Genomic DNA, 21,501 nt, shown 5'->3' with positions numbered 1-21,501 from the left:
TGGAATATGCCACCCGGTCGTGTGAACGCCGGTCCCGCGGCCCGGGACCGGCGAGTAGCGTCGATCACGCCATCGAGACCACGGTGGCACGACCTACGGGCAGAACCGGAGTTGAGCAGAATGGCGATTATTCAGGGTGCTACGGACACCTGGACGAAGTCCTCGTATTCCGGCGGGAACGGGGCCTGCGTCGAAGTGCGGTCCCCCGTCGTCGCCGCCGTCGCGGTGCGGGACTCCAAGGCTCCCGAAGGCCCGTCCCTCTCTTTCGGACCGGGCTCGTGGAACGCTTTCGTCGGCCAGGTGAGCAACGGAACCCTCTGATTCCGTACGCGCCTCCCGAGGAGCCCTCTCGTCCGGTCCGCCGTCCTGGCCGAGGGGGCTCACGCATGTCCGCCCCCGCCTGACCCGCCAATAGGCCCGAGCCCCCGCCCAGGGGGCTTTCGCATGCCCGCGCCACCCTCTCCAGAGTTCACAGACATGAACCAGGGTCAGCAAAGCGAACGATTTTACTCTCCCTTGACCCTCCACCGCGTTGTCTCCGCCCCCCAACTCCCCACACGATGAACGGCGTTCACAAGGCGGATTGTCAAGGCGGACCAGAACCCCTGGAGGGGGCTCCATGAACAGTCTCGACTGGGCTGTGCTCATCGGCTACTTCGGCGTGATGGTCGCGATCGGCGTGTGGTCCCACAAGCGGGTGGACGACGTCTCCGACTTCTTCACCGCCGGCGGGCGCATGCCCTGGTGGCTCTCCGGCATCTCCCACCACATGTCGGGCTACAGCGCCGTGATGTTCACCGGTTACGCGGGCATCGCCTACACCTACGGCGTCACCTCCTACGTCACCTGGTCCTTCCCCATCGCCATCGGCATCGCCGTCGGCGCCCACCTCTTCGCGCCCCGGCTCAACCGGCTCCGCTCACGTCTGCACGTGGCCTCGCCGCTCGAATACCTCAAGAACCGCTACAACCTGCCCACCCAGCAGGCCCTCGCCTGGTCCGGCGTCCTGCTGAAGATCGTGGACGTCGGCGCCAAGTGGGCCGCGATCGCCACCCTGCTCTCCGTCTTCACGGGGATCTCCCTCAACCAGGGCATCCTCATCACCGGAGTCGTCACCGGCATCTACTGCACGGTCGGCGGCCTGTGGGCCGACGCGCTCACCGAACTCGGCCAGTTCGTCATCCAGTTCTTCGCCGGCATCGCGATGCTCGTCGCCGTCCTCGCGAAGCTCGGCGGGTTCAGCGCCCTGTGGACCGTGTGGGACCGCCCCGAACTCCAGGGGCACACCGCGCCCACCGCCGGCCCGTACACGCTGACGTTCCTCCTCGCCTACCTCTTCATCAAGACCTTCGAGTACAGCGGCGGCATGTGGAACCAGGCCCAGCGCTACATGGCCACTCCCTCGGCCCGCGAGGCGACCCGCTCAGGCCGCCTCTCCGCCGTCCTCTGGTTCGTCTGGCCGCTCGTCCTCTTCTTCCCGATGTGGGTGGCGCCGCTGCTCGTGACCCCGCAGAAGGCGGACGCCTCCGACTCCTACGCCCTGATGACCGAACAACTCCTCCCCCACGGGCTGCTCGGGCTGGTCATCGTCGGCTTCTTCTCGCACACCATGGCGATGTGCTCCTCCGACGCGAACGCGATCGCCGCCGTCTTCACCCGGGACATCGCGCCCGTCCTCAGCAAGGCGGCCCGTACCTGGTCGCAGCGGGCCGGACTGCTCGCCGCTCGCTGGTCCACGATCGCCTTCCTCGCCCTGTCGATGGCGGTGGCCACCCAGGTCAACTCCCCGACCTTCAAGGACATCATCACGGTCGTCATCAAGTGGGTGGCCGGGCTCATGGGGCCGATCGCCATCCCCTTCATGCTCGGCCTGCTGCGCGCCTTCCGGAAGTCCGGGCCGACGGCCGCGCTCGTCTCCTGGGCGGCCGGCCTCTTCGCCTTCTGGCTCACCAACTACGGCCTGGACGGCATCGAGCTCCAGATCCAGATCGTCTCGCCGCTCGCCACCTCGCTCCTCCTCTACGTCCTCATCGGACACGTGAAGCCGGAGGACACCCCCGAGCGCGACGCCGTCCTGGACCGGCTGCACTCCGACGACGGCAGCCCGGCGGGCGGCAGACCGGCCGGCGGGAGCGGCGGCACGTCGGGCGGTACGGCCGCCGTACCCCCGCAGGGTCCGGCCCCCGGCGGGGACCGGACCGGTCAGGCCCTCGGGTAGCGGGCCAGCCAGCCCGGGGAGGAGGCCCCGGGGCCGTGCAGCGCGGCCCCCTGGGTCATCTCCATCGCGAAGTCGTCCGCCAGCTCCAGCACCGTCGCACGGCCCTCCAGCTCGGCCAGCCAGGCCGGCGGGAGGGCCGTCTCGCCGTGCAGGGCCCCGAGCAGCGCGCCCGTGAGCGCCCCGGTCACCGCCGAGGGCCCGTCGTGGTGCACCGCGAGGCGCAGCCCGTGCCGTACGTCCTCACCGACCAGGGCGCAGTAGACGGCCGCTGCCAACTGCCCCTCGGCCCGGTCCTCGCCCGCCCCGAGCGCGGCCACCCGCTCCGGGTCCGGCGCCCCTTCCCGTACGGCTCCGAGGGCGCGGTCCAGGGCCGCGACGACCGGCTCGTGGCCCGGGCGCGCGAGGAGCTGGTGCCGGGCGACGTCGACGGCGGCCTCGACCGGGCCGCCGCGCGCGATGCCGTGGACGGTGACGGCGAAGGCGCCCGCCGCGAGCATGGCCGCGGGGGCGCCGTGGGTCTGGGCGGCGCACTCCACGGCGAGCTGGCAGACGAGCTGGGGTTCCCAGCCGACGAGCAGGCCGAAGGGGGCGGAGCGGGGCAGGGCGCCGGAGTCGGCGGCCTCGGGGTTCTTCGGCCTGTCCAGGGTGCCGAGGTGCTCGTCACCGAGACCGGTGAGGCAGGCCCGGGGCGGGTTCCGGCGGGCGTACAGCCACTCCTCGCGGGCCAGCCAGCCGAGGTCGGGGCGCCGCTCGTCCGGGCCCCAGTCGTGCTGGGTGGCGATCCAGCGGCGGTGCGCGCGGTGGATGTCGGTGGGCGGGTGCCAGACGCCGAGGTCGCGGCGGACCTGGGCGCGGATCAGGCCGTCGACGGTGAACAGGGCCATCTGCGTGGCGGCGGTGACGGCCCCCCTGCGGCCGAAGACGGGGACCGGTCCGGTCAGCCCGTCCTCGCCGTGGGCCTCCCGGATCGCGTCCAGGGTGAGGCCGTGCGCCCCGGCGCCGAGGGCGTCGCCGACGGCGGCCCCGAGCAGGGAGCCCCGGACCCGGGACCGGAAGTCCTGCTGTTCGGCGCGGCCCCAGACGACGGGGGCGGACCCGGCCGTGGCGGTCGCGGCCGTCCCCGTCGCGGCCGTCCCGGTTGCGGCGGTCGTCGCCACGACGTGCCCTCCCCCCGTCCACCGGCCTGCCCGTCCACCGGTCTGCTCAGCACTGTAATCGACCGGGTACGCCTGTTCGGGGGCCACAGCGTTATGTGATCCGACGCCCCTCAGGCCGCTTTTGACCGCACTGTGCCCCGTTCCGTCTCAGTCCTCCTGGAGGACCGGCAGCAGCTCCGGAAGGTGCCCGTCGGAGGCGCGGGCCGCGCGCTGCCGTTCCTCCGGGACCTCGCCGTACAGGGTCGTGCGGGGCTTCGCCGGGCGGCCGGCCGCCTCCGCGATGGCCTCCAGGTCGCGGATCGAGCGGTAGGAGCCGTAACCCGAGCCGGCCATGCGCGAGATGGTCTCCTCCATGAGTGTGCCGCCGAGGTCGTTCGCGCCGGAGCGGAGCATCTCGGCGGCGCCCTCCGCACCCAGTTTCACCCAGCTGGTCTGGATGTTGGGGATGTACGGGTGGAGCAGGAGGCGCGCCATCGCCGTGACCGCCCGGTTGTCGCGGACGGTGGGGCCCGGGCGGGCGATGCCCGCCAGGTAGACCGGGGCGTTGGTGTGGATGAAGGGCAGCGTCACGAACTCGGTGAAGCCGCCCGTCTCCCGCTGGATGCGGGCCAGGGTGCGGAAGTGGCCGAGCCAGTGGCGGGGCTGGTCGACGTGCCCGTACATCATCGTGGAGCTCGACCGGATGCCCAGCTCGTGCGCGGTGGTGACGACCTCGATCCAGGTGGCGGTGGGCAGCTTGCCCTTGGTGAGGACCCAGCGGACCTCGTCGTCGAGGATCTCCGCGGCCGTCCCGGGGATCGAGTCGAGTCCGGCCTCCCTGGCTGCGGTCAGCCACTCGCGGATCGAGAGCCCGGTGCGGGTGGCACCGTTGACGACCTCCATCGGGGAGAAGGCGTGCACGTGCATGCCGGGCACGCGCCGCTTCACGGCCCGCGCGATGTCGAAGTAGGCGGTGCCGGGCAGGTCGGGGTGGATGCCGCCCTGCATGCACACCTCGACGGCGCCGACGTCCCAGGCCTGCTGGGCGCGGTCCGCGACCTGGTCGAGGGAGAGGGTGTACGCGTCGGCGTCGGTCCGCCGCTGGGCGAAGGCGCAGAAACGGCAGCCGGTGTAGCAGACGTTGGTGAAGTTGATGTTCCGGGTGACGACGTACGTCACCTCGTCGCCGGCCACCGCCCGGCGGACGTCGTCGGCGATCCGGGTCAGCGCGTCGAGCGCGGGCCCGTCGGCGTGGAGCAGTGCCAGCGCCTGCGGGTCGGTGAGCCGCGTCGGGTCGTCGGCGGCGACCGCGAGGGCCTCGCGGACGTCGGTGTCGATGCGCTCGGGCGCCATCCCCGGGGCGGCGGCCTCGCGGAGCGCCTCCCAGTCCCCGTACACCTCGTCGAAGTCCTCGCGCCGGTCGTGGGTGCGGCCCGTGGTGTCGATGGTGGTGTGCAGATCGGTCCTGCCGGTGCCGGTGAAGGCCTCGTCGGGTTCCTGCCAGGGCAGGCCGCGCACCTCCGCGTCGGGGTTCGCGAGGCCCGTCTCGGGGTCGGCGAGGGCGCGGACGTGCGGGAGGAGCCGGGGGTCGAGCCAGGGTTCTCCCCGGGTCACGAACTCGGGGTAGACGCAGAGCCGTTCGCGCAGTTCGAACCCGGCGGCGGCGGACCGGGCGGCCAGCTCCTCGATCGCCGGCCACGGCCGCTCGGGGTTGACGTGGTCGATGGTGAGCGGCGAGACGCCGCCCCAGTCGTCGATGCCGGCCGCGATCAGCCGCTCGTACTCGGCGTCGACCAGGTTGGGAGGGGCCTGGATGCAGGCCGACGGGCCCATGATGAGCCGGGCGACGGCGACCGTGGCGACCAGGTCGTCGAGTGCGGCGTCGGGCATCGCGCGCATGGCCGTGTCCGGCTTGGCGCGGAAGTTCTGGATGATCAGCTCCTGGAGGGAGTGGTAGGAGCGGGCGACGCGGCGGAGCGCGAAGAGGGACTCGGCCCGTTCCTCCAGGGTCTCCCCGATCCCGAGGAGCAGCCCCGAGGTGAAGGGGACCGAGGAGCGTCCCGCGTCCTCCAGGACCCGCAGACGGACGGCCGGGTCCTTGTCGGGGGACCCGTAGTGGGGGCCGCCGGGCTCGGACCAGAGGCGGGTGGCGGTCGTCTCCAGCATCATCCCCATGGAGGGGGCGACGGGCTTGAGGCGCTGGAAGTCGGTCCAGGACAGGACGCCGGGGTTCAGGTGCGGCAGCAGCCCGGTCTCCTCCAGGATGCGGATCGCCATGGCCCGCACGTACGCGAGGGTGTCGTCGTAGCCGTGCGCGTCGAGCCACTCGCGGGCCTCGGGCCAGCGGTCCTCCGGCTTGTCGCCGAGGGTGATGAGCGCTTCCTTGCAGCCGAGCGCGGCGCCGCGCCGGGCGACGTCGAGGACCTCGTCCGGCGACATGAACATCCCGTGCCCCGCGGCCCGGAGCTTGCCGGGCACGGTGACGAAGGTGCAGTAGTGGCACCGGTCCCGGCAGAGCCGCGTGAGCGGTATGAAGACGCTCTTCGAGTACGTGACGACCCCGGGACGCCCGGCCGCCGCCAGGCCCGCGTCGCGCACCCGCCCGGCGGAGGCGACGAGTTCGTCCAGGTCCTCCCCGCGCGCCCGCAGCAGCACGGCCGCCTCGGCGACGTCGAGCGCCACCCCGTCCCTGGCCCGTCTGAGGGCGCGGCGCATGGCGTTCCGGGTGGGGGGTGCTGCCTGCTGATCCGTCATGCCCCGAGCATACGAGCGGGCCACCGCGGGCGGGACGGGCCGCTGATCTGAGTAGGGATACTCAGCCGACCGAAGATCATTCTCTCTAGGATGGGCCGCCGGACGACGAGCGACGGGGGCCCATCCACCATGCCGACCTGGCAGCTCAGACTGGCCGTGCCCGCCCTGCTGGTGTGCGCCCTTCTGACGGGATGTTCGAGTATGGGGAAGAACGCCGAGACACGCGACGAGGCGCAGATGCGGGAGGGGACGCAGCGCACGTCCAGCCAGGTCCTGGACATGATCGGCCTGAAGGGGAAGGTGACCGAAGGGGGTCCCATGCCGCTGAAGTGCGAGGGCTACGCGTCGGACGAGGTGGAGCAGATGGACCACCCGTGGAGCATCTACGACCTTCCCTACGAGGAGCTGGAGCGGGCCTACGAGCGCATGCGCACCACGCTTCCCGCGAAGGGCTGGAAGGTCACGCAGGACGGTCCGGACGAGAGCCCCGCGAAGACGCCGACACTGCGGGCCGAGGCACCCGACGGCGACTACGCGGTGGAGCTCCAGCTCATGGACAACCGCAAGGACCCGACGTCGAAGACGAAGGCGTTGATCGGCGTCACCGTCGTCTCCCGCTGCTTCCGCCCGTCCTGACCTCCCGGCCCCCTACAGGTAGCGCGCGTACTCGTCCAGGGCGCGCAGGACCTCGGCCTCGCCGGCCGGGGGGAGTTGGAGCACGACCTCCTCGCAGCCCAGCTCCGCGTAGTGGGCCAGCTTGCCGGGGTTCGGGTGGACGGCGTACGGGACGACGTGGAGGGCCTTCGGGTCGCGGCCCGCGCGTTCCCAGGCGGTGCGGAGGGCCGGGAGGGCGGTGGTGAGACCGCGGCCGCCGATCGGCAGCCAGCCGTCCGCCGCCGTGGCGATCCGCTCGAACAGCTTCGGGCCCGCCGCCCCGCCCAGGAGGGTACGCGGGGCGCCGCCGGCCGGCTTGGGCCAGGCTTCGGAGGCACGCACGGAGAAGCCGTGCCGGCCCTCGTACGCGGTCGGCTCGGGCGCCCACAGGGCCCGCATCAGGGCGAGTCGGTCGTCGGTGACCGCCCGGCGGGAGGACCAGTCGACGCCGTGGTCGGCGGCCTCCTCCCGGTTCCAGCCGTAGCCGACACCGAAGGTGAACCGGCCGCCGGACAGGTGGTCGAGGGTGGCGATCTGCTTGGCCAGGACGATCGGGTCGTGCTGGGCGACGAGCGTGATGCCGGTGCCGAGGCCGAGCCGGTCGGTGACGGCGGCGGCCTGGCCGAGCGCCACGAACGGGTCGAGCGTCCGGCCGTACTCGCGCGGGAGCGGCCCCCCGGCCGGGTAGGGCGTCTCCCGGGAGACGGGGATGTGGGTGTGCTCCGGCAGGTAGAGCCCGGCGAAACCGCGCGACTCCAGCTCGCGCGCGAGCCGCACGGGCGTGATGGTCTCGTCGGTCAGGAAGATCGTGGTCGAGATCCGCATAGCGGCACGGTAGGGGGTGCGGGCCGGTTTTCCGAGAGGTACGGCGTGAGTGGCTCGGGCGGGGACCGGGGCGGGGCGCAGGGTCGCGGGGCGGGGCGCAGGGGCCCCTACCGCCGTCCCGGGTCCACGGCCCGCTGCCGGGCGGCGAGGGCCCCGTAACCGCCGTGGGTCCAGACCTTCTCCCGGAAGTGCTGGAGGGTCAGCGGGGTGCGGTCCTCGCCGGGGGCGCCGACGAGGTGGACGGTGCCGCAGCGGTGGCAGTACCAGCCCCGGGACCAGAGTTCCTCGGCGCGGCCGCGACCGCGCGTCAGGTGGGCGTGGGCGGTGCGGCGGCGCCACAGCTCGACGAGGACGAGGAGGGCGACGCAGAGCGCGGCGACCGAGGTCCAGCCGGCGATCGTGGACACCTCGGCGGCCGTGGCGCCCGCGGACGCCTCCCCCGGCAGCGGGTGCCACGGGCCCATGGGGTCCCCGGCCGGCTCGTCGCCGGACCAGGCTCCGGTGGTGACCCCGAAGAGGAACGCGGCGGCGGCGACGGCTCCCGCCAGGAACCCGAGGCAGCCGATCGCGTACGACGGTGGCCTCGGCACCGGAGCGAGCGCGTCGGAGAGCCCCGTGGTCACCGTCCGGGTGACGGTCCGCAGGTCGCCGTCCCGGTTCCGCTCCCGGCGGGTCACCACGTCCCGGCCCGCCAGGTGCACGGCGGGCACGGCCTGCACCCGGTCGTCGCGCCCGCAGCCCGGGCAGGTGTGCGCCGTACCGCTCATGCCGTCCCCCTCGTTCCCGCCCCGCCCGTCCGTGTCCAGGGGGACGGATCCGCGCGGACGCCGGTTCCGTGGGCGGCGCCCGTCGGCCGGTTTCCGCCCCCGGAGGCGAAATCCGGCTGCGCCCCGGCGGGGGCCGCCCCTACGGTGGCGCGCGTGCTGCGACGAATCGAGGCGTTCTACGACGCCGTCCCCCGCTCCTCCGCCCGTGCCGAGGACTTCGGCCCCCTGACCCTCTTCGTCCAGGAGGGGCGGGGTTGGCCGTACTACGCGCGCCCGGCGCTCGGGCACACCGGTGAGGTGCCGGCCGGGGCCGTGGAGAAGGTACGGGCCCGGCAGCGCGAGCTGGGCGTGCCGGAGGCGTTCGAGTGGGTGGCGGAGACGTCCCCGGGGCTGCGGGCGGCGGTGGAGGCGAGCGGTCTCACCGTGCACGAGCACCCGCTGATGGTCCTGTCGGACGAGGGGAGCGCCGTACCGGACCCGGAGGGGGTGACCGTACGGGTGGTCGAGGCGGACGACCCGGGTCTGGAGAGTGCCGTCGCCGCCCCCTACGGGGCCTTCGGGGCCACCCCCGAGCCGGGCGCGGCGGAGCGGGTCGCGGGACGGATCCGGGCCGGGTACACCCGGCTCGCGGCGGCCTTCGACGCGTCGGGGACGGCCCTGGCGGCCGGCCAGCACCAGACCGTGGGGCCCGTCTCGGAGGTCGTCGGGGTCGGCACCCTGCCGGAGGCCCGCCGCCGGGGCCTCGGGCTCGCGGTCACGGCCGCGCTGGTGGCGGACGCCCGGGCCCGGGGCGTGGAGCTGGTGTTCCTGACGGCGTCGGACGGGAACGTGGCCCGGCTGTACGGCCGGCTCGGCTTCCGCACGGTCGCGACGGCCCTGATCGCGGAGGCGTGAGAAAAAAGTTTTCCGGCTCGTGTCACATCCCCCTCACGCGCTCCGTCAGTGAGGTGAAGGCGCCGCACCGGAGCGGCGCCACCGCACACGAGACCGCCGAGGAGCGATCACCATGGCGACGACGCACGTCCCCACCGCCCGCATGTCCAACCCGGCCTACCTCCTTCCGGGCGCCGCCGAGGCGATCCAGGAGCTGCTGAAGGCCAGTCGCAAGGGTGGTGCCCCCGAGTCGATCCTGGAGCTGGTGCACCTGCGGGCCAGCCAGATCAACAACTGCGGTTTCTGCGTCGACTTCGGGGCCAGGAGCGCGCGGAAGGCCGGTATGAGCGAGGAGAAGCTGTTCGCCGTCGCCGCCTGGCGCGAGACCCCGTACTTCACCGACGAGGAGCGGGCGGCGCTCGCGCTCGCGGAGTCGGCGACCCGGCTCGCCGACGCCGCGGACGCGGTGCCGGACCCGGTGTGGGACGCGGCCGCCGACCACTTCGACGAGAAGCAGCTGGCCTCGATCGTGCTGATGGTGGCGATCACCAACTTCTTCAACCGGATCAACGTCAGCGTCCGGCAGCCCGCCGGAACGTTCCCGCAGCCGTGAGGGAGGCCCCGGGGGCCGGAGTGCTCAGCGGGGCTCCCTCACCATGAACACGTCGATCGCGTCCTCGGACTCGACCGTGAATCCCTCCCGCTCGTAGAGACGGCGGGCCGCGCTGCCCCGGAGCACCTGCAGGCGGACGGACGCTCCCTCCGCGTCCGCCCGGTCCAGCAGGCGGCGCAGTACCGCCGTCCCGAGCCCTCTGCCCTGCGCGTGGGGGGCGAGGTAGAAGTGCTCCAGGTACCGGCCGCCGCCCGTCCCGCCCGGGCGGAACGTCACCGAGCCCGCGAACGCGCCGCCGGTCTCGATGACCGAGGTGTACGTCCTGGAGAAACCGTCGAGCACCCGCTGCCGCACCCGGCGCTCGTCGTAGAGGCCGAGCCGCTCCAGGTCCTCGCGCATGACCAGGGCCCGCAGCTCGGCGATCGCCCCGACGTCCTCCGCGCGCCCGGGCCGCAGCGTCCACTCCGGGGCCGCCGCCCCGCCCCTCGCCATGTCCACGTCCATCCTTCCCATGAGCGCATCCTAGGGACGCGCCGGACGCCCCCGCCCGCGCGGAAGCACGGACGACGAAGGTGGCGGGACCCCCCACGGGCCCGCCACCTTCGCGTTCTCGGAACGGCTCGGAAGGAGCCGGTGGACCGGTCGGACCGGACGAGCCGGTGGGACCGGGGGCGCGGGACGGTGTTTCAGTGACTCAGGAGTCCCGCGCGCCCGGTCCCGTCAGTCGGCGACCACCAGCGACGGGGTCTCCTTGGTCAGCACCTCGCCCCGGAAGAAGGCCGGGCTGCGGCGCTGCATGATCAGCATGATCACCACGCCGAGGAGCAGCAGTCCGACGCCGATCACGAAGACCGAGCCGACGCCGAGGACGGCGGAGCCGGAGCCGTAGGCCGGGTCCCACATGTCGTACAGCGTCTTGCCGAAGACGGCGGTGAGCATGAGCCCGCCGAGCAGCGGCATCAGGCCCTTGTAGGCGAAGTCCCGGCCGGAGCGGAACAGCTCCCCGCGGAAGTACCAGACGCAGGCGAAGGCGGTCAGCGCGTAGTAGAAGCAGATCATCAGGCCGAGCGCGTAGATGGTGTCGACCAGGACGTTCTCGCTGACCAGGGTCATCACGGTGTAGAAGACGCCGGTGGCGACGCCGGCGACGACGGTGGCCTTGCCGGGGGTCTTGAAGACCGGGTGGACCTTGGTGAAGGAGCCGGGCAGGGCCTCGTAGGTGGCCATCGCGAGGACCGTGCGGGCGACCGGGATGAAGGTCGTCTGGAGGCTGGCGGCGGCGGAGGCGAGGACCGCGACGAAGAGGAGCACGCCGAGGACGGAGCCCATGACGGGTCCGGCGAGGGCGGCGAAGACGTTGTCGGAGGTCTCCGGGTTGGCGAGGCCGAGGCCCTGGTCGCCGGAGCCGACGGCCATCTGGGCGGCGATGCCGGTGGCCAGGTACGAGCCGACCAGGACGACCATGGCGATGAGGGCGGCGCGGCCCGGGGTCTTGGCGCTGCCGGTGGTCTCCTCGTTGGTCGCCATGCAGGCGTCCCAGCCCCAGTACATGAAGATCGAGAGGGAGAGTCCGGCCGTGAAGGCGGCGAAGGACTGCACCGCGAAGGGGTTCATCCAGGACCAGGAGAAGTCGACCGAGGTCTCGAAGGAGCCGGCCTTCGTGAGGGCCAGGGCGACGAAGACGGCGAGGACGACGAGCTGGAGGCCGACGAGGGCGTACTGCACGCCCTTGGTGGCGGTCATGCCGCGGTAGCTGATGGCGGTCGCGGCGGCGATGAGCGCGAGGCAGGTGACGATGTGGACGGCCTTGTTGTCGTCCAGGGCGGCGACGGACTCGCTGCCGCTGATCTCACCGGCGAGGAGCCAGAAGTAGGAGGTCGCGACGCCAGCCAGGTTGGAGAGGACGATGATCGTCGCGATGACGAGGCCCCAGCCGCACATCCAGCCGATGCGGGGACCGAAGGCCTTCACCGTCCAGGTGAAGGAGGTGCCGCAGTCGGGCATGACCCGGTTGAGCTCCCGGTACGCGAAGGCGACGAGGAGCATCGGGAGGAAGCCCGCGAGGAACACGGCGGGCATCTGGAGTCCGACCTCGCCGGCGGTGGAACCGAGCGTCGAGGTCAGGCAGTAGACGGGGGCGACCGTCGAGATGCCGATGACGGCACTGCCGAGGAGGCCGACGGAGTTTCCTCCGAGGCCCTTGCTGCGAACGCCGTGGGTGTCGCCCGGGGCGTCGACGCCCCTTACCGTGTCTCCGGCCTGGGGCCGTGCTTCCACCTGAGTCATGAACAGGACGTTAAGTGCTGCGGTTTCCACATCCGGAAGATCTCAATCCGCCGAAGTTGACGATCAAATGCCTTGCATTGCGAGGGCGATCTGGGCCTGTCGCCGATGATTGAAAGATCGACAACCAACCGGGACCGACCAACTGGTAGGTCGTCCGGCCGCCGTCCGCTATGCGGGAACCGCAGCGGCACCCCAAATGTCCGTTTCCAAAATTTCCCGAGGAATTTTCCGCGGCTCCGCGGCCCGTACGGACAGCGGCCTGTGGCGCGCCGTACGCCCGCATCGCGGACACCCGGCGGCTCCGTGTGACCTCCGCCTCCTGAATCCGCCGTATGCCGCCGCCGGCTGCCGCGACGCGCCCTCCGGAGGCCCGGGGACGGACGGGAGGCACACCGGAGAGCGGCGCGGAGGACGGCTCCGTAACGGCTCCGCAACGGCCGCCCCGATGCTGACGGACTCCCTCCGGACAAGGCAGACTGTCGTGGGCGAAACCAGCGGTACGGGCAGGGGGAGCTATGGACCGTGAGGACGGGCCGCGAGTTCCGGTGCAGCGGACTCGGAGGACGAGAGCGGCAGCCCCGGCCGGGGAGAACGCCGGGGCGGAACTCGGCGTGCCACGGGACGGCACGCGCCCGGGCGCGGCGCGGGCGGACGAGGTCCTGGGCGGCGCGGATTCCGGTACGGCTCCTGGTACGGCTTCCGGACCGCGTACCGCCCCCGGCGGCGCGGATTCCGGTACGGCCTCCGCGGACACCGGCTCAGGCACGGCCCCGGCCGGCACCGCGACCGGTGCGCTCCCGGCAGGCGCGCTCCTGGCAGGCACCTCGGCCGGCGCGCTCCCGGCCGGCACCGGTTCCGCTCCGGCCTCCGCCGTCGGCGACGCCACCGCCACCGGACTGCGCTTCGGCGTCCTCGGACCCGTCCGCGCCTGGCGGGACGGGACGCCGCTGGCCACCGGCTCCCCCCAGCAGCGGGCCCTCCTCGCCGCGCTGCTCCTGCGCGGCGGGCGGACCGCCACCGCCTCCGAGCTCATCGACGCGCTCTGGGGCGAGGAGCCCCCGTCGCAGGCCCTCGCCGCCGTCCGCACGTACGCCTCCCGCCTCCGCAAGGTCCTCGGCCCCGAGGTGCTGGTCAGTGAGTCCGGCGGATACGCCCTGCGGACCGCCGCGCTCGACGTCACCACCGCGCAGGACCTGGCCGCGGAGGCGGAGAAGCTGCGGGCCGCCGGGGACCGCGCCGGAGCGCGGGAGCGGCTCGCCCGGGCGCTCGACCTGTGGGACGGCGAGGTGCTCGCCTCCGTACCCGGCCCGTACGCCGAGGCCCAGCGGGCGCGCCTGGAGGAATGGCGGCTCGGGCTCCTGGAGACCCGGCTGGACGTCGACCTGGAGATCGGCGCGCACGCCGAGGCCGTCTCCGAGCTGACCGCGCTCACCGCCGCGCACCCGCTGCGCGAGCGGCTGCGGGAACTGCTGATGCTGGCGCTGTACCGCAGCGGCCGGCAGGCCGAGGCACTCGCCGTGTACGCGGACACGCGCCGGCTCCTCGCCGACGAACTCGGCGTCGACCCGGCCCCCGAACTCTCCCGGCTCCAGCAGCGCATCCTGCGGGCCGACGCGGAACTCGCCCGCCCCGTCGAGGAGCCCGCCCCGGCCGCCACGGCCGTCGCCCGGCCCGCGCAGCTCCCGGCCACCGTCCCCGACTTCACCGGCCGCGCCTCCTTCGTCCGTGACCTGGGGGACCGGCTCGCCACCGCCGAGGGGCACGTCATGGCCGTGTCGGCGCTGGCGGGCATCGGCGGCGTCGGCAAGACCACGCTCGCCGTGCACGTCGCGCACGCGGCGCGGCCGCACTTCCCGGACGGCCAGCTGTACGTGGACCTCCAGGGCGCCGGTGCCCGCGCGGCGGCGCCGGAGACGGTGCTCGGCTCGTTCCTCCGCGCCCTCGGCACCCCGGACGCGGCCATCCCGGACTCGCTGGAGGACCGGGCCGCGCTGTACCGGTCGACCCTCGACGGCCGCCGCGTCCTCGTCCTTCTGGACAACGCGCGCGACGCCGCCCAGATCCGGCCGCTGCTGCCCGGGACGGCGGGCTGCGCCGCCCTCGTCACCAGCCGGATCCGGATGGTCGACCTGGCGGGCGCGCACCTCGTGGACCTCGACGTGATGTCCCCCGAGGAGGCGCTCCAGCTGTTCACCCGGATCGTCGGGGAGGAGCGGGTCTCGGCGGAGCGCGAGGCGGCCCTGGACGTGGTCGCCGCCTGCGGATTCCTGCCGCTGGCCATCCGCATCGCCGCCTCCCGGCTGGCCGCGCGCCGCACCTGGACCGTGTCGGTGCTCGCCGCCAAGCTGGCCGACGAGCGGCGGCGCCTGGACGAGCTCCAGGCGGGCGACCTCGCCGTCAAGGCCACCTTCGAACTCGGCTACGGCCAGCTGGAGCCGGCCCAGGCCCGCGCCTTCCGCCTCCTCGGTCTCGCCGACGGCCCGGACATCTCCCTCGCGGCGGCCGCCGCCGTCCTCGACCTGCCGCCGCACGACGCCGAGGACCTCCTCGAAGCGCTCGTCGACACCTCCCTGGTCGAATCGGCCGCGCCGGGCCGCTACCGCTACCACGACCTGGTCCGGCTCTACGCGCGTGCCTGCGCCGACCGTGACGAGCAGCCACCGACGGAGAAGGAGGCCGCGCTCTCGCGGCTCCTGGACTTCTACCTCTCGACGGCGGCCCGCGTGTACGCCATCGAACGCCCCGGCGACCGGCTGGTCGACCACCTCGAACCCACCGAGTACGAGGGCCTCACCTTCACCGACCGCCACGAGGCCCAGGACTGGCTCTACGCCGAGGCCAACTGCCTGCTGGCCTGCGTACGCCAGTCCGCCACCGGCCCCACGACCCTCCGCCGCGCGGTGGACCTGCTGTGGGCGTCCCTGGACCTGGCGGAGTCGGGCGCGAACTCCCGGGAGTACGAGGCGGTGGCGACGGTCCTGCGCGAGGCGGCGGGCGCGGCCGGTGACGTACGGGCGCAGGGGCGGGCGGCCAACACCCTGGCGTACGTCCACCACTATCAGGGCCGTTTCGACCAGGCCGCCCGCGAGGCCGAGGAAGTGGCCGCACTGGCCGGCTCGGTGGAGGACCGGCTGCCCATGTGCTGGGCGCTGAACGTGATGGGGGCCGTCGCTCTCTACCAGGGGCGGCATCCCGACGGCGACCGCCACTTCTCCCACGCCATCGACGAGTTCCGCAACGTCGGTGACCGGGCGGGCGAGGCCTCCGCCCTGTGCAACCTGTCGCGGCTGCGCCTGGCGGCGGGCCAGCGGGAGGACGCCATCCGCATGGCCCAGCAGGGGGCGGCCATGTACGACGAGATGGGGCACTCGCTGAAGGGAGCGAACGGCCGTTACGCACTCGGCCTCGCCCTCACCGAGAACGGCCAACTGGCCGCCGCGACCCGGCAGCTGCGTGAGGCCCTCGCCGTGTTCGTCGAGAGCCGGCAACGTTTGTGGGAGGGCATGACCCTCTTCCGGCTGGCCGAAGTGGACATCGCCGCCCGCCGCTACGGCGCGGCCGCGGCGGGCTCCGAGAAGGCCCTGACGGTCCTGCGGGGCATCGGGGGCGACTGGCGCCGGGGCAACGTCCTCACCGTGCTCGGCAGGGCGCTGGACGCTCTCGGCCAGTCGGGCCGCGCCCGCGTCTGCTGGCAGGAAGCCCTCGACATCTACGAGGAGTTGGGCGTGGCGGAGGCCGCCGAGGTCAGGGCGCTGCTCACCCCTCAGGCCGCGGCCTGAGCCCGCGGCCGCGGGGGACGTTCATCATTCGTTTATCGCGACGGGCCAGAGTGGTTCTCAACGATCCGTCGCGTCGGGGGGCAGGCGGGTCGACCAGGGGCTGTCACCCCCACGCACTAGGGTGAGCGGCCCATGGGGAGCCCGTCCGACCGTCCACGGGGGAACGACCGGACGGGCTCCCCGCCCAGCACGCCAGCCATCCACCAGGAGGGGAACACCATGGCCGAGATCGACGCCACCGACCCGACCGTCAAGCCTGCGAACCTGCACGTCACCGGCGGGGAGACCGAGCAGATCGGCACCAAGAACCTGCACGTCACCTCGGAGCCGGCCGACGCCATCGCGGACAAGGTGCTGGGTGAGGGCGGCGCCTCGACCAACAACCTGCACGTCACGTCGGAGCCGGCCAAGTAGACCACTCCCGACGGGGACGGTTCCGGCGGCGACTTCGGGGGAGCTGCCGGGGCCACCACGAGGGGGTCCGGTCGACGGGGGAGCACACGGGTTCGGGGGACGTTCGGACGGCACCAGGGGGGAGCCGTCCGGGCAGGGCCCGTGCGCGACGCGAGCGGACCGCCATCAGAAGGGGCCGGGCAGATGCCCGGCCCCTTCCGCGTGCCCGCACCGGTCAGCGCGCGTACGAGCCGAGGCCGATCAGGCAGTAGACGTACTGGCTGACGACGCGCCCGTTCATGGTGTAGCGGTGCGAGAAGGCGTACTGCGTGCGCGGGTTGGCCTCGCACTTGTTCATGTCGGAGGTGAAGGGGAAGGTCTGGATCACCCGGTAGTGGGCGTCGGCGGCGGTGCACGGGACCTCGTCGACGCCGGTGACGCTCCGGGGCGTGGTGGAGTCGGGGAGCCGGCCGTTGAGGCAGGTGCCTCTCTCGTACGGGTCGGGGCGTTCGGCCGTCGGGGTCGTCACGGGCGTCGGGCGGTACGAGGGCCGGAGCGAGGGCGTGTACGAGGGGACGTACGTCGGGGTGTACGCCGGAGGCGTGTACGGGGTCGTCGCCGGGGTCTCGTAGGGGGTGGAGGTGCTCGTGGCCGGGGTGGCGGACGGGGTGCCGTCGCCGTCGTCGGTCAGCAGGAAGGCGCCGCCCGCGAGCGCGCCGAGGACCACGAGGACGGCCAGGCAGCCGAGGCCGCCGCTCTTGCGGGGAGCGCCCGCGACCTTGATGCGGAGGTACACGGTGCCCTCGCCGAGGCGGGCGGCGACGAGTTCGCCGTCGCGGCAGGGGCGGACGGTGAGGTGCTCGGGCCCCGTGGGCAGCCGGACGGTGATGATCACGCCCTGGGCGGCCTGCTGCGGGGTGAGGGTGAGGGGGATCTCGGGAAGCGGGGACGCGGAGGGCGAGGACACGGGCAGCTCCAGAGAGAGGTGTGGGTGCCGGGCGCCGTACTCAACTGTCCTGAGGACGCTTTCCCTTCGACGCCCGGTTGCACCGCCGATCCCTCAACTCCGCTTGTGCAGGCTGCCCTTGGCCCTCGGCCCGCCCGTTCCCGTCAGCGCTCGCGGATCTCCGCGACCACACAGCTCCGTACCCGGTCGACCGCCTTCGGCTTGCGCATGAACACGTCGGCGGTCTCCGGGCCGCCGTCACCCAGGGTGACGTCGACCGTCCAGCCGTCGACCGTCGCGCCCCGGGCGTCCTTGTACTCCACCCGGACCTCGAAGGTGCCCTTGACCGTCCAGTCCGCCGGGGTGACGCGGACGACGCCCGCCGTGTCCGCGGCGCGGGCCGGCTTGCCCTTGGCCCGCTTCCGGGCGGGTTTCACGCAGTCGATCACCTCGGCCGTCGCGCGGGCCGTGCCCGTGGTCGCGGTGCCGGTGGGCGTCGGCTCCGTCGGGTAGGTGTCCGAGCCGGAGCCGGAGCCCGAGTCGCTGCCGTACACGTCGTCCGAACCGGAACCGCCCCCGCCGTCGCCCCAGTCATTGTTGGACTTGCGGGAGCTGGAGCAGCCGCCGCCGTCGGAGTCGCCGCCGCGGCTCTTGCCGCTGCCGCCCCCGCCGCCGCTGCCGCCCTTGCCGGTCTGGAAACCGGTCAGCGCGAGGACCACCACCGTGAGCGCCGCCGCGAGTTTCAGACGCGTCCGTGCCATCGCCGTTTCCCCGTTCCACCCGTGGATGTGTCGTGTCCGCGCCACCCTAGCGAGGGGCCGGGCGCCGCGTGGCGGGGCTCCTGGGGGCGGCGTAGCGTCGGGAGGAGAGCCGGACCCGAAGGAGGCCGCCGATGATCCGCAACGTCGTCGGCTCGATCCTGGCCCTCGCCGGAGCGACGGCCGCCGTCCTGAGCCCCTTCCGTGCCTGGTACGACGGCCGTCACGGGCGCGACTACCGGATCGAGGACCTGTTCGCCGGCATCACCGACTCCAGGGCCGAGGTCATCGGCTCGGTCCTGCTGCCGCTCGCCTTCGCCGCACTCCTCACCCTCGTGGGTGTCGTCCTGCGTTCGCGGCTGCTCGTGGCCCTCGCCGGCCTCGTCGTGCTCGGTTTCACCGTTCTGTGGATGGTGCGCGTGGGGCAGGCCGAGGACGGCCTCACGGTCGACCCGGACGGCCGCGGCCTGGGGACGGGCGTCGCCCTCGCGCTCCTGGGCGGGGTGCTGCTGCTCCTCGGCGCCCTGCTGATGGCGGGCAGGGCCCGCTCGCGCCGGGCCCCCGAGGAGGTGTCGACGCCCCCGGGGCACACCGCCCACCCGAGCCCGCCCGTCGGACCGCCTCCGGAGGAGCACGCCGGGTACACGGACCCGGACGCGCACACGCGCAGGGACGGGTACGGCGGGAGCGAGGGGTACGACCGGGGCACGCCGCCCCCGTACGACGCCCCGACCCGGTCGTACGACGTCCCCGACCCGGACGGCCGGGAACGGGACCCCGACCGCGACCGGTGGAACAACCCCTAGGGGCCCGGAGGGACGAACCCCCCGGGCCCGGGCTCCCTACGGGCGGGGTGCCGCGCTCCGCCCCGCCGTGGCCGTGCCCTTGACCGCGTCCAGGGCGTACACGCAGCGGTCCTTGCTGCACGCGTACACGACACCGTCCCGGGCGACCGGCGAGCCGGTGATCTCGCCGCCGGTGGCGAGCTTCCAGCGCAGCTGGCCACCCGTCGCGTCCAGGGTGTAGAGGACGTGATCGGCGGAGCCGAAGTGGACCCGGCCGTCGGCGACGACGGGGGAGCCGACGAGTTCGCCGCCCGCCGCGAAGCGCCAGCGCGGGGTGCCGGTCACCGCGTCCAGGGTGTAGAGCGCGCTGCCGCTGCCCACGTGGATGTTGCCGTCGGCGACGAGCACCGGCTCGGTCGACTGGCGCGCCTCCGTGGCGATCCGCCAGCGGTCCTGGCCGGTCGTGGCGTCGATCGCGTACACCGTGCCGAGGTGGTCGGCCAGGTACACACCGCCGCCCGTGACGGCCGGCCCGGGCGCGAACGCGGGCGGCGACAGGAAGACGGCGGGCGCCTCGAAGTGCCAGCGGACGTGCCCGGCGGCGATGTCGATCGACAGGACCCGCGTGCCGGCGGAGACGTACACACAGCCGTCCTCCGCCGGGGCCACCCGGACCGGCACACCGCCGCAGGAGGCGGCGTCGCCCACCGGGTACGACCAGCGCTCGGTGCCCGTGCGGGCGTCGAGGGCCTGGAGCCGGGCGTTCCGCCAGACGTACACGGTGTCGCCGTGCACGGCCGGGCCCGCCTCCGGGGTCTCGAAGTCCGTCTGCGCGCCGGTGATCTCCCACAGCTTGGCGCCGTTGGAGGCCTCCCAGCCCTGGACGCCGCCGCCCCGGGTGCCGGTGACGACCGTGCCCCGGTCGACCTGGAGCGAGTACACCCACGCGTCGGTGTGCAGCCGCCAGCGCTCGCTGCCGTCGGTGGCGTCGAGGGCGTAGAGCGTGGGTCCGTCGGAAGCGTGGATCCGGCCCCCGGCGACCGCCATCGACCAGGCGACGTCCCGCGTCTTGAACTGGCGCCGGCCGCTCGCCGTGTCCAGTGCGTGCACCTCGAAGGAGGTGACGTAGAGAAGGTCCCCGTCGACCACCGGGGTCCCCCACACGTCGTTCGACATGCGGAAACGCCAGGGGCGCCAGCGGCCGGGCTCCGCCGGCGGGGCGGCGGCCTCGCCGGCCCCGTGCGCCGGCGCCCCCTGCGGCGGGGCGCCGTGGGAGCCGGTGCCGGGCGCGCCGGGCAGGCGGGTGCCGGGGGCGGGGCCGGGCTCCGCGCCGCCCGGGCCGCCGATCGGCGGGCGGATCCAGCCGGTGGCGGGACCCGCGTCGGCACCCCGGCCCACGGCGAGCGCGGCGCGCGTGTCGGCGACCCGGGGCCCGGGACCGATCGGCACGGTGGCGCCGCTCAGGCGGACGGGTCCGGCGGCCTCCTCGGCGGGACCGGCGTGCCGGCCGCCACCGACCGGCGCGGGTTCCGGGCGGCGTCCGCCGCCGACGGCGGCCGGCTCCGGGGAGCGCGGGTCGGCGGAACGGTCGGCGGGGCGGCGGGGCGGGCCGGGCGGCATCGGCGGCGGGGCGGCCGTGGGACGGCCGCCGCGCCGGGCCTCGATCATGGCGGTGGCGCGCTGCGGCAGCCACGCCGAGGCGGTGCCGCTGTCGTCGCTGCCGGGGCCGAAGAGGTGCGGGGCGAGCTGGGCCTGCAGGTCGGCGGGGGTGGGCCGCCGGGAGACGTCCATCTGCATGCAGGACTCGATGAGGGGCCGCAGCTCCTCGGGCAGCCCCTCCAGGTCCGGGCCTTCGCGGAGCAGCATGAAGACCGTCTCGACCGGGTTGGCGCCGTGGTACGGCGCGTGCCCGGTGGCGGCGAAGACGAGCATGGAACCGAGCGAGAAGACGTCGCTGGCGCCGGTCACGCTCCGCGAGTCACGGGCCTGCTCGGGCGACATGTAGGCCGGGGTGCCGACGGCGACATTGGTCATGGTCAGGCGCGTGTTGGACACGCCGGACGCGATGCCGAAGTCGATCACCCGGGGGCCGTCCTCGACGACGAGGACGTTGGAGGGCTTGAGGTCGCGGTGGACGAGACCGGCCCCGTGGATGGACTGGAGGGCCTCCGCGACGCCGGCGGCGAGCCAGCGGACGGCCTGGGCCGGGAGCGGCCCGCACTCGTTCACTATCTCTTCGAGCGAGGGGGCGGGTACGTAGGCGGTGGCGAGCCACGGCACGGCGGCGCGCGGGTCGGCGTCGACCACGGCGGCCGTGTAGAAGCCCGAGACGGCCCGGGCGGCCTCGACCTCGCGGGTGAACCGGACCCGGAACAGCTGGTCCTCCGCCAGCTCCGTGCGCACGGTCTTGATCGCCACGCGCCGGCCGGACGCCGAGCGCGCGAGATAGACCAGGCCCATTCCGCCCGCGCCGAGCCGGCCCAGCACCTCGAAGGGCCCGATGCGTCTCGGGTCGTGCTGCGTCAGCTGTTCCACTTGCCTGCCACCTCCCCGTACGGGCCATGAGGGTACGGCCCCGTGGCCCTGATTGTTCCTGTCCGGAGCCCCGGTTGCGAACCCGGGGGCGGATCGGGGTGTCACAGGTCATGCGGAGCGGACGGCTCACCTCGTACCGGATGGTCCGGGGAGGTGGCTCACCCGGCGGGAGGCCGCCG

General features: G+C 73.8%; 17 protein-coding genes. 8 read left to right on the top strand and 9 right to left on the bottom strand.

Features of this window, described 5'->3' with window-relative positions; all coding sequences use genetic code 11:
• The first annotated feature begins 120 nt into the window (after nucleotides 1-120).
• Together ACFY60_RS25160 and ACFY60_RS25155 are read left to right on the top strand one after the other, a co-directional pair.
• Nucleotides 121-321, top strand: coding sequence for a DUF397 domain-containing protein (locus tag ACFY60_RS25160; RefSeq protein WP_388616628.1), 201 nt, complete (start codon nucleotides 121-123; stop codon nucleotides 319-321).
• A gap of 298 nt (nucleotides 322-619) precedes the next feature.
• Nucleotides 620-2,218: a sodium:solute symporter family protein gene (locus ACFY60_RS25155; RefSeq protein ID WP_388616630.1), complete on the top strand. Its 1,599-nt coding sequence runs from the start codon at nucleotides 620-622 to the stop codon at nucleotides 2,216-2,218.
• Here ACFY60_RS25155 and ACFY60_RS25150 read toward each other — a convergent pair.
• A complete protein-coding gene (locus tag ACFY60_RS25150) occupies nucleotides 2,203-3,375 on the bottom strand; it encodes an ADP-ribosylglycohydrolase family protein (protein ID WP_388616633.1) in 1,173 nt (390 codons plus the stop codon). The two genes, ACFY60_RS25155 and ACFY60_RS25150, sit on opposite strands and share 16 nt — an antisense overlap.
• 147 nt (nucleotides 3,376-3,522) lie before the next feature.
• Nucleotides 3,523-6,108 (bottom strand): bifunctional FO biosynthesis protein CofGH, encoded by a 2,586-nt coding sequence (locus ACFY60_RS25145; RefSeq protein WP_388616635.1) that lies wholly within the window; start codon nucleotides 6,106-6,108, stop codon nucleotides 3,523-3,525.
• Nucleotides 6,109-6,309: 201 nt separating this feature from the next.
• On the opposite strand from ACFY60_RS25145, the gene ACFY60_RS25140 reads away from it, so the two are divergent.
• On the top strand, nucleotides 6,310-6,744 hold the full coding sequence (locus tag ACFY60_RS25140; RefSeq protein WP_388616638.1) for a hypothetical protein: 435 nt from the start codon (nucleotides 6,310-6,312) through the stop codon (nucleotides 6,742-6,744).
• A 12-nt stretch (nucleotides 6,745-6,756) separates the two neighbouring features.
• Here ACFY60_RS25140 and ACFY60_RS25135 read toward each other — a convergent pair whose 3' ends face one another.
• Both ACFY60_RS25135 and ACFY60_RS25130 read right to left on the bottom strand, forming a co-directional pair.
• Nucleotides 6,757-7,587, bottom strand: coding sequence for an LLM class F420-dependent oxidoreductase (locus ACFY60_RS25135; RefSeq protein WP_388616640.1), 831 nt, complete (start codon nucleotides 7,585-7,587; stop codon nucleotides 6,757-6,759).
• A gap of 107 nt (nucleotides 7,588-7,694) precedes the next feature.
• Nucleotides 7,695-8,354, bottom strand: a complete 660-nt coding sequence (locus ACFY60_RS25130; RefSeq protein WP_388616643.1) for a hypothetical protein — start codon at nucleotides 8,352-8,354, stop codon at nucleotides 7,695-7,697.
• Between the two features lie 144 nt (nucleotides 8,355-8,498).
• On the opposite strand from ACFY60_RS25130, the gene ACFY60_RS25125 reads away from it, so the two are divergent.
• Together ACFY60_RS25125 and ACFY60_RS25120 are read left to right on the top strand one after the other, a co-directional pair.
• Nucleotides 8,499-9,248: a GNAT family N-acetyltransferase gene (locus ACFY60_RS25125; RefSeq protein ID WP_388616645.1), complete on the top strand. Its 750-nt coding sequence runs from the start codon at nucleotides 8,499-8,501 to the stop codon at nucleotides 9,246-9,248.
• 112 nt (nucleotides 9,249-9,360) lie between these two features.
• The gene (locus ACFY60_RS25120; RefSeq protein ID WP_388616648.1) at nucleotides 9,361-9,840 is read left to right on the top strand and encodes a carboxymuconolactone decarboxylase family protein; all 480 of its coding nucleotides are present in this window, start codon (nucleotides 9,361-9,363) and stop codon (nucleotides 9,838-9,840) included.
• A gap of 24 nt (nucleotides 9,841-9,864) precedes the next feature.
• Here the strand turns inward: ACFY60_RS25120 and ACFY60_RS25115 are convergent, their stop codons facing one another.
• On the bottom strand, nucleotides 9,865-10,353 hold the full coding sequence (locus ACFY60_RS25115) for a GNAT family N-acetyltransferase (RefSeq protein WP_388616651.1): 489 nt from the start codon (nucleotides 10,351-10,353) through the stop codon (nucleotides 9,865-9,867).
• Nucleotides 10,354-10,560: 207 nt separating this feature from the next.
• Nucleotides 10,561-12,126, bottom strand: coding sequence for an APC family permease (locus ACFY60_RS25110; protein WP_388616654.1), 1,566 nt, complete (start codon nucleotides 12,124-12,126; stop codon nucleotides 10,561-10,563).
• Nucleotides 12,127-12,641: 515 nt separating this feature from the next.
• Here ACFY60_RS25110 and ACFY60_RS25105 point away from each other — a divergent pair.
• On the top strand, nucleotides 12,642-15,905 hold the full coding sequence (locus ACFY60_RS25105) for a BTAD domain-containing putative transcriptional regulator (protein ID WP_388616657.1): 3,264 nt from the start codon (nucleotides 12,642-12,644) through the stop codon (nucleotides 15,903-15,905).
• 219 nt (nucleotides 15,906-16,124) lie between these two features.
• Nucleotides 16,125-16,319: a hypothetical protein gene (locus tag ACFY60_RS25100; RefSeq protein WP_309054895.1), complete on the top strand. Its 195-nt coding sequence runs from the start codon at nucleotides 16,125-16,127 to the stop codon at nucleotides 16,317-16,319.
• Nucleotides 16,320-16,533: 214 nt separating this feature from the next.
• Here ACFY60_RS25100 and ACFY60_RS25095 read toward each other — a convergent pair whose 3' ends face one another.
• Together ACFY60_RS25095 and ACFY60_RS25090 are read right to left on the bottom strand one after the other, a co-directional pair.
• The gene (locus ACFY60_RS25095; RefSeq protein WP_388616660.1) at nucleotides 16,534-17,265 is read right to left on the bottom strand and encodes a hypothetical protein; all 732 of its coding nucleotides are present in this window, start codon (nucleotides 17,263-17,265) and stop codon (nucleotides 16,534-16,536) included.
• A 143-nt stretch (nucleotides 17,266-17,408) separates the two neighbouring features.
• A complete protein-coding gene (locus ACFY60_RS25090; protein ID WP_388616663.1) occupies nucleotides 17,409-18,005 on the bottom strand; it encodes a hypothetical protein in 597 nt (198 codons plus the stop codon).
• A 131-nt stretch (nucleotides 18,006-18,136) separates the two neighbouring features.
• Between ACFY60_RS25090 and ACFY60_RS25085 the strand changes: the two genes are divergently transcribed.
• Nucleotides 18,137-18,808 carry a hypothetical protein gene (locus tag ACFY60_RS25085; protein ID WP_388616667.1) on the top strand — a complete coding sequence of 224 codons (672 nt, stop codon included), beginning with the start codon at nucleotides 18,137-18,139 and terminating at the stop codon, nucleotides 18,806-18,808.
• Between the two features lie 36 nt (nucleotides 18,809-18,844).
• On the opposite strand, the gene ACFY60_RS25080 is transcribed toward ACFY60_RS25085, so the two are convergent.
• Nucleotides 18,845-21,322 (bottom strand): PQQ-binding-like beta-propeller repeat protein, encoded by a 2,478-nt coding sequence (locus ACFY60_RS25080; RefSeq protein WP_388616670.1) that lies wholly within the window; start codon nucleotides 21,320-21,322, stop codon nucleotides 18,845-18,847.
• Nucleotides 21,323-21,501 lie beyond the last annotated feature (179 nt).

Source organism: Streptomyces sp. NPDC012827, from assembly GCF_042900905.1.
Classification (GTDB): domain Bacteria; phylum Actinomycetota; class Actinomycetes; order Streptomycetales; family Streptomycetaceae; genus Streptomyces; species Streptomyces gulbargensis.
The sequence above is the reverse complement of the archived record's forward strand: the minus strand, read 5'-3'. Positions and strand labels throughout refer to the sequence as shown.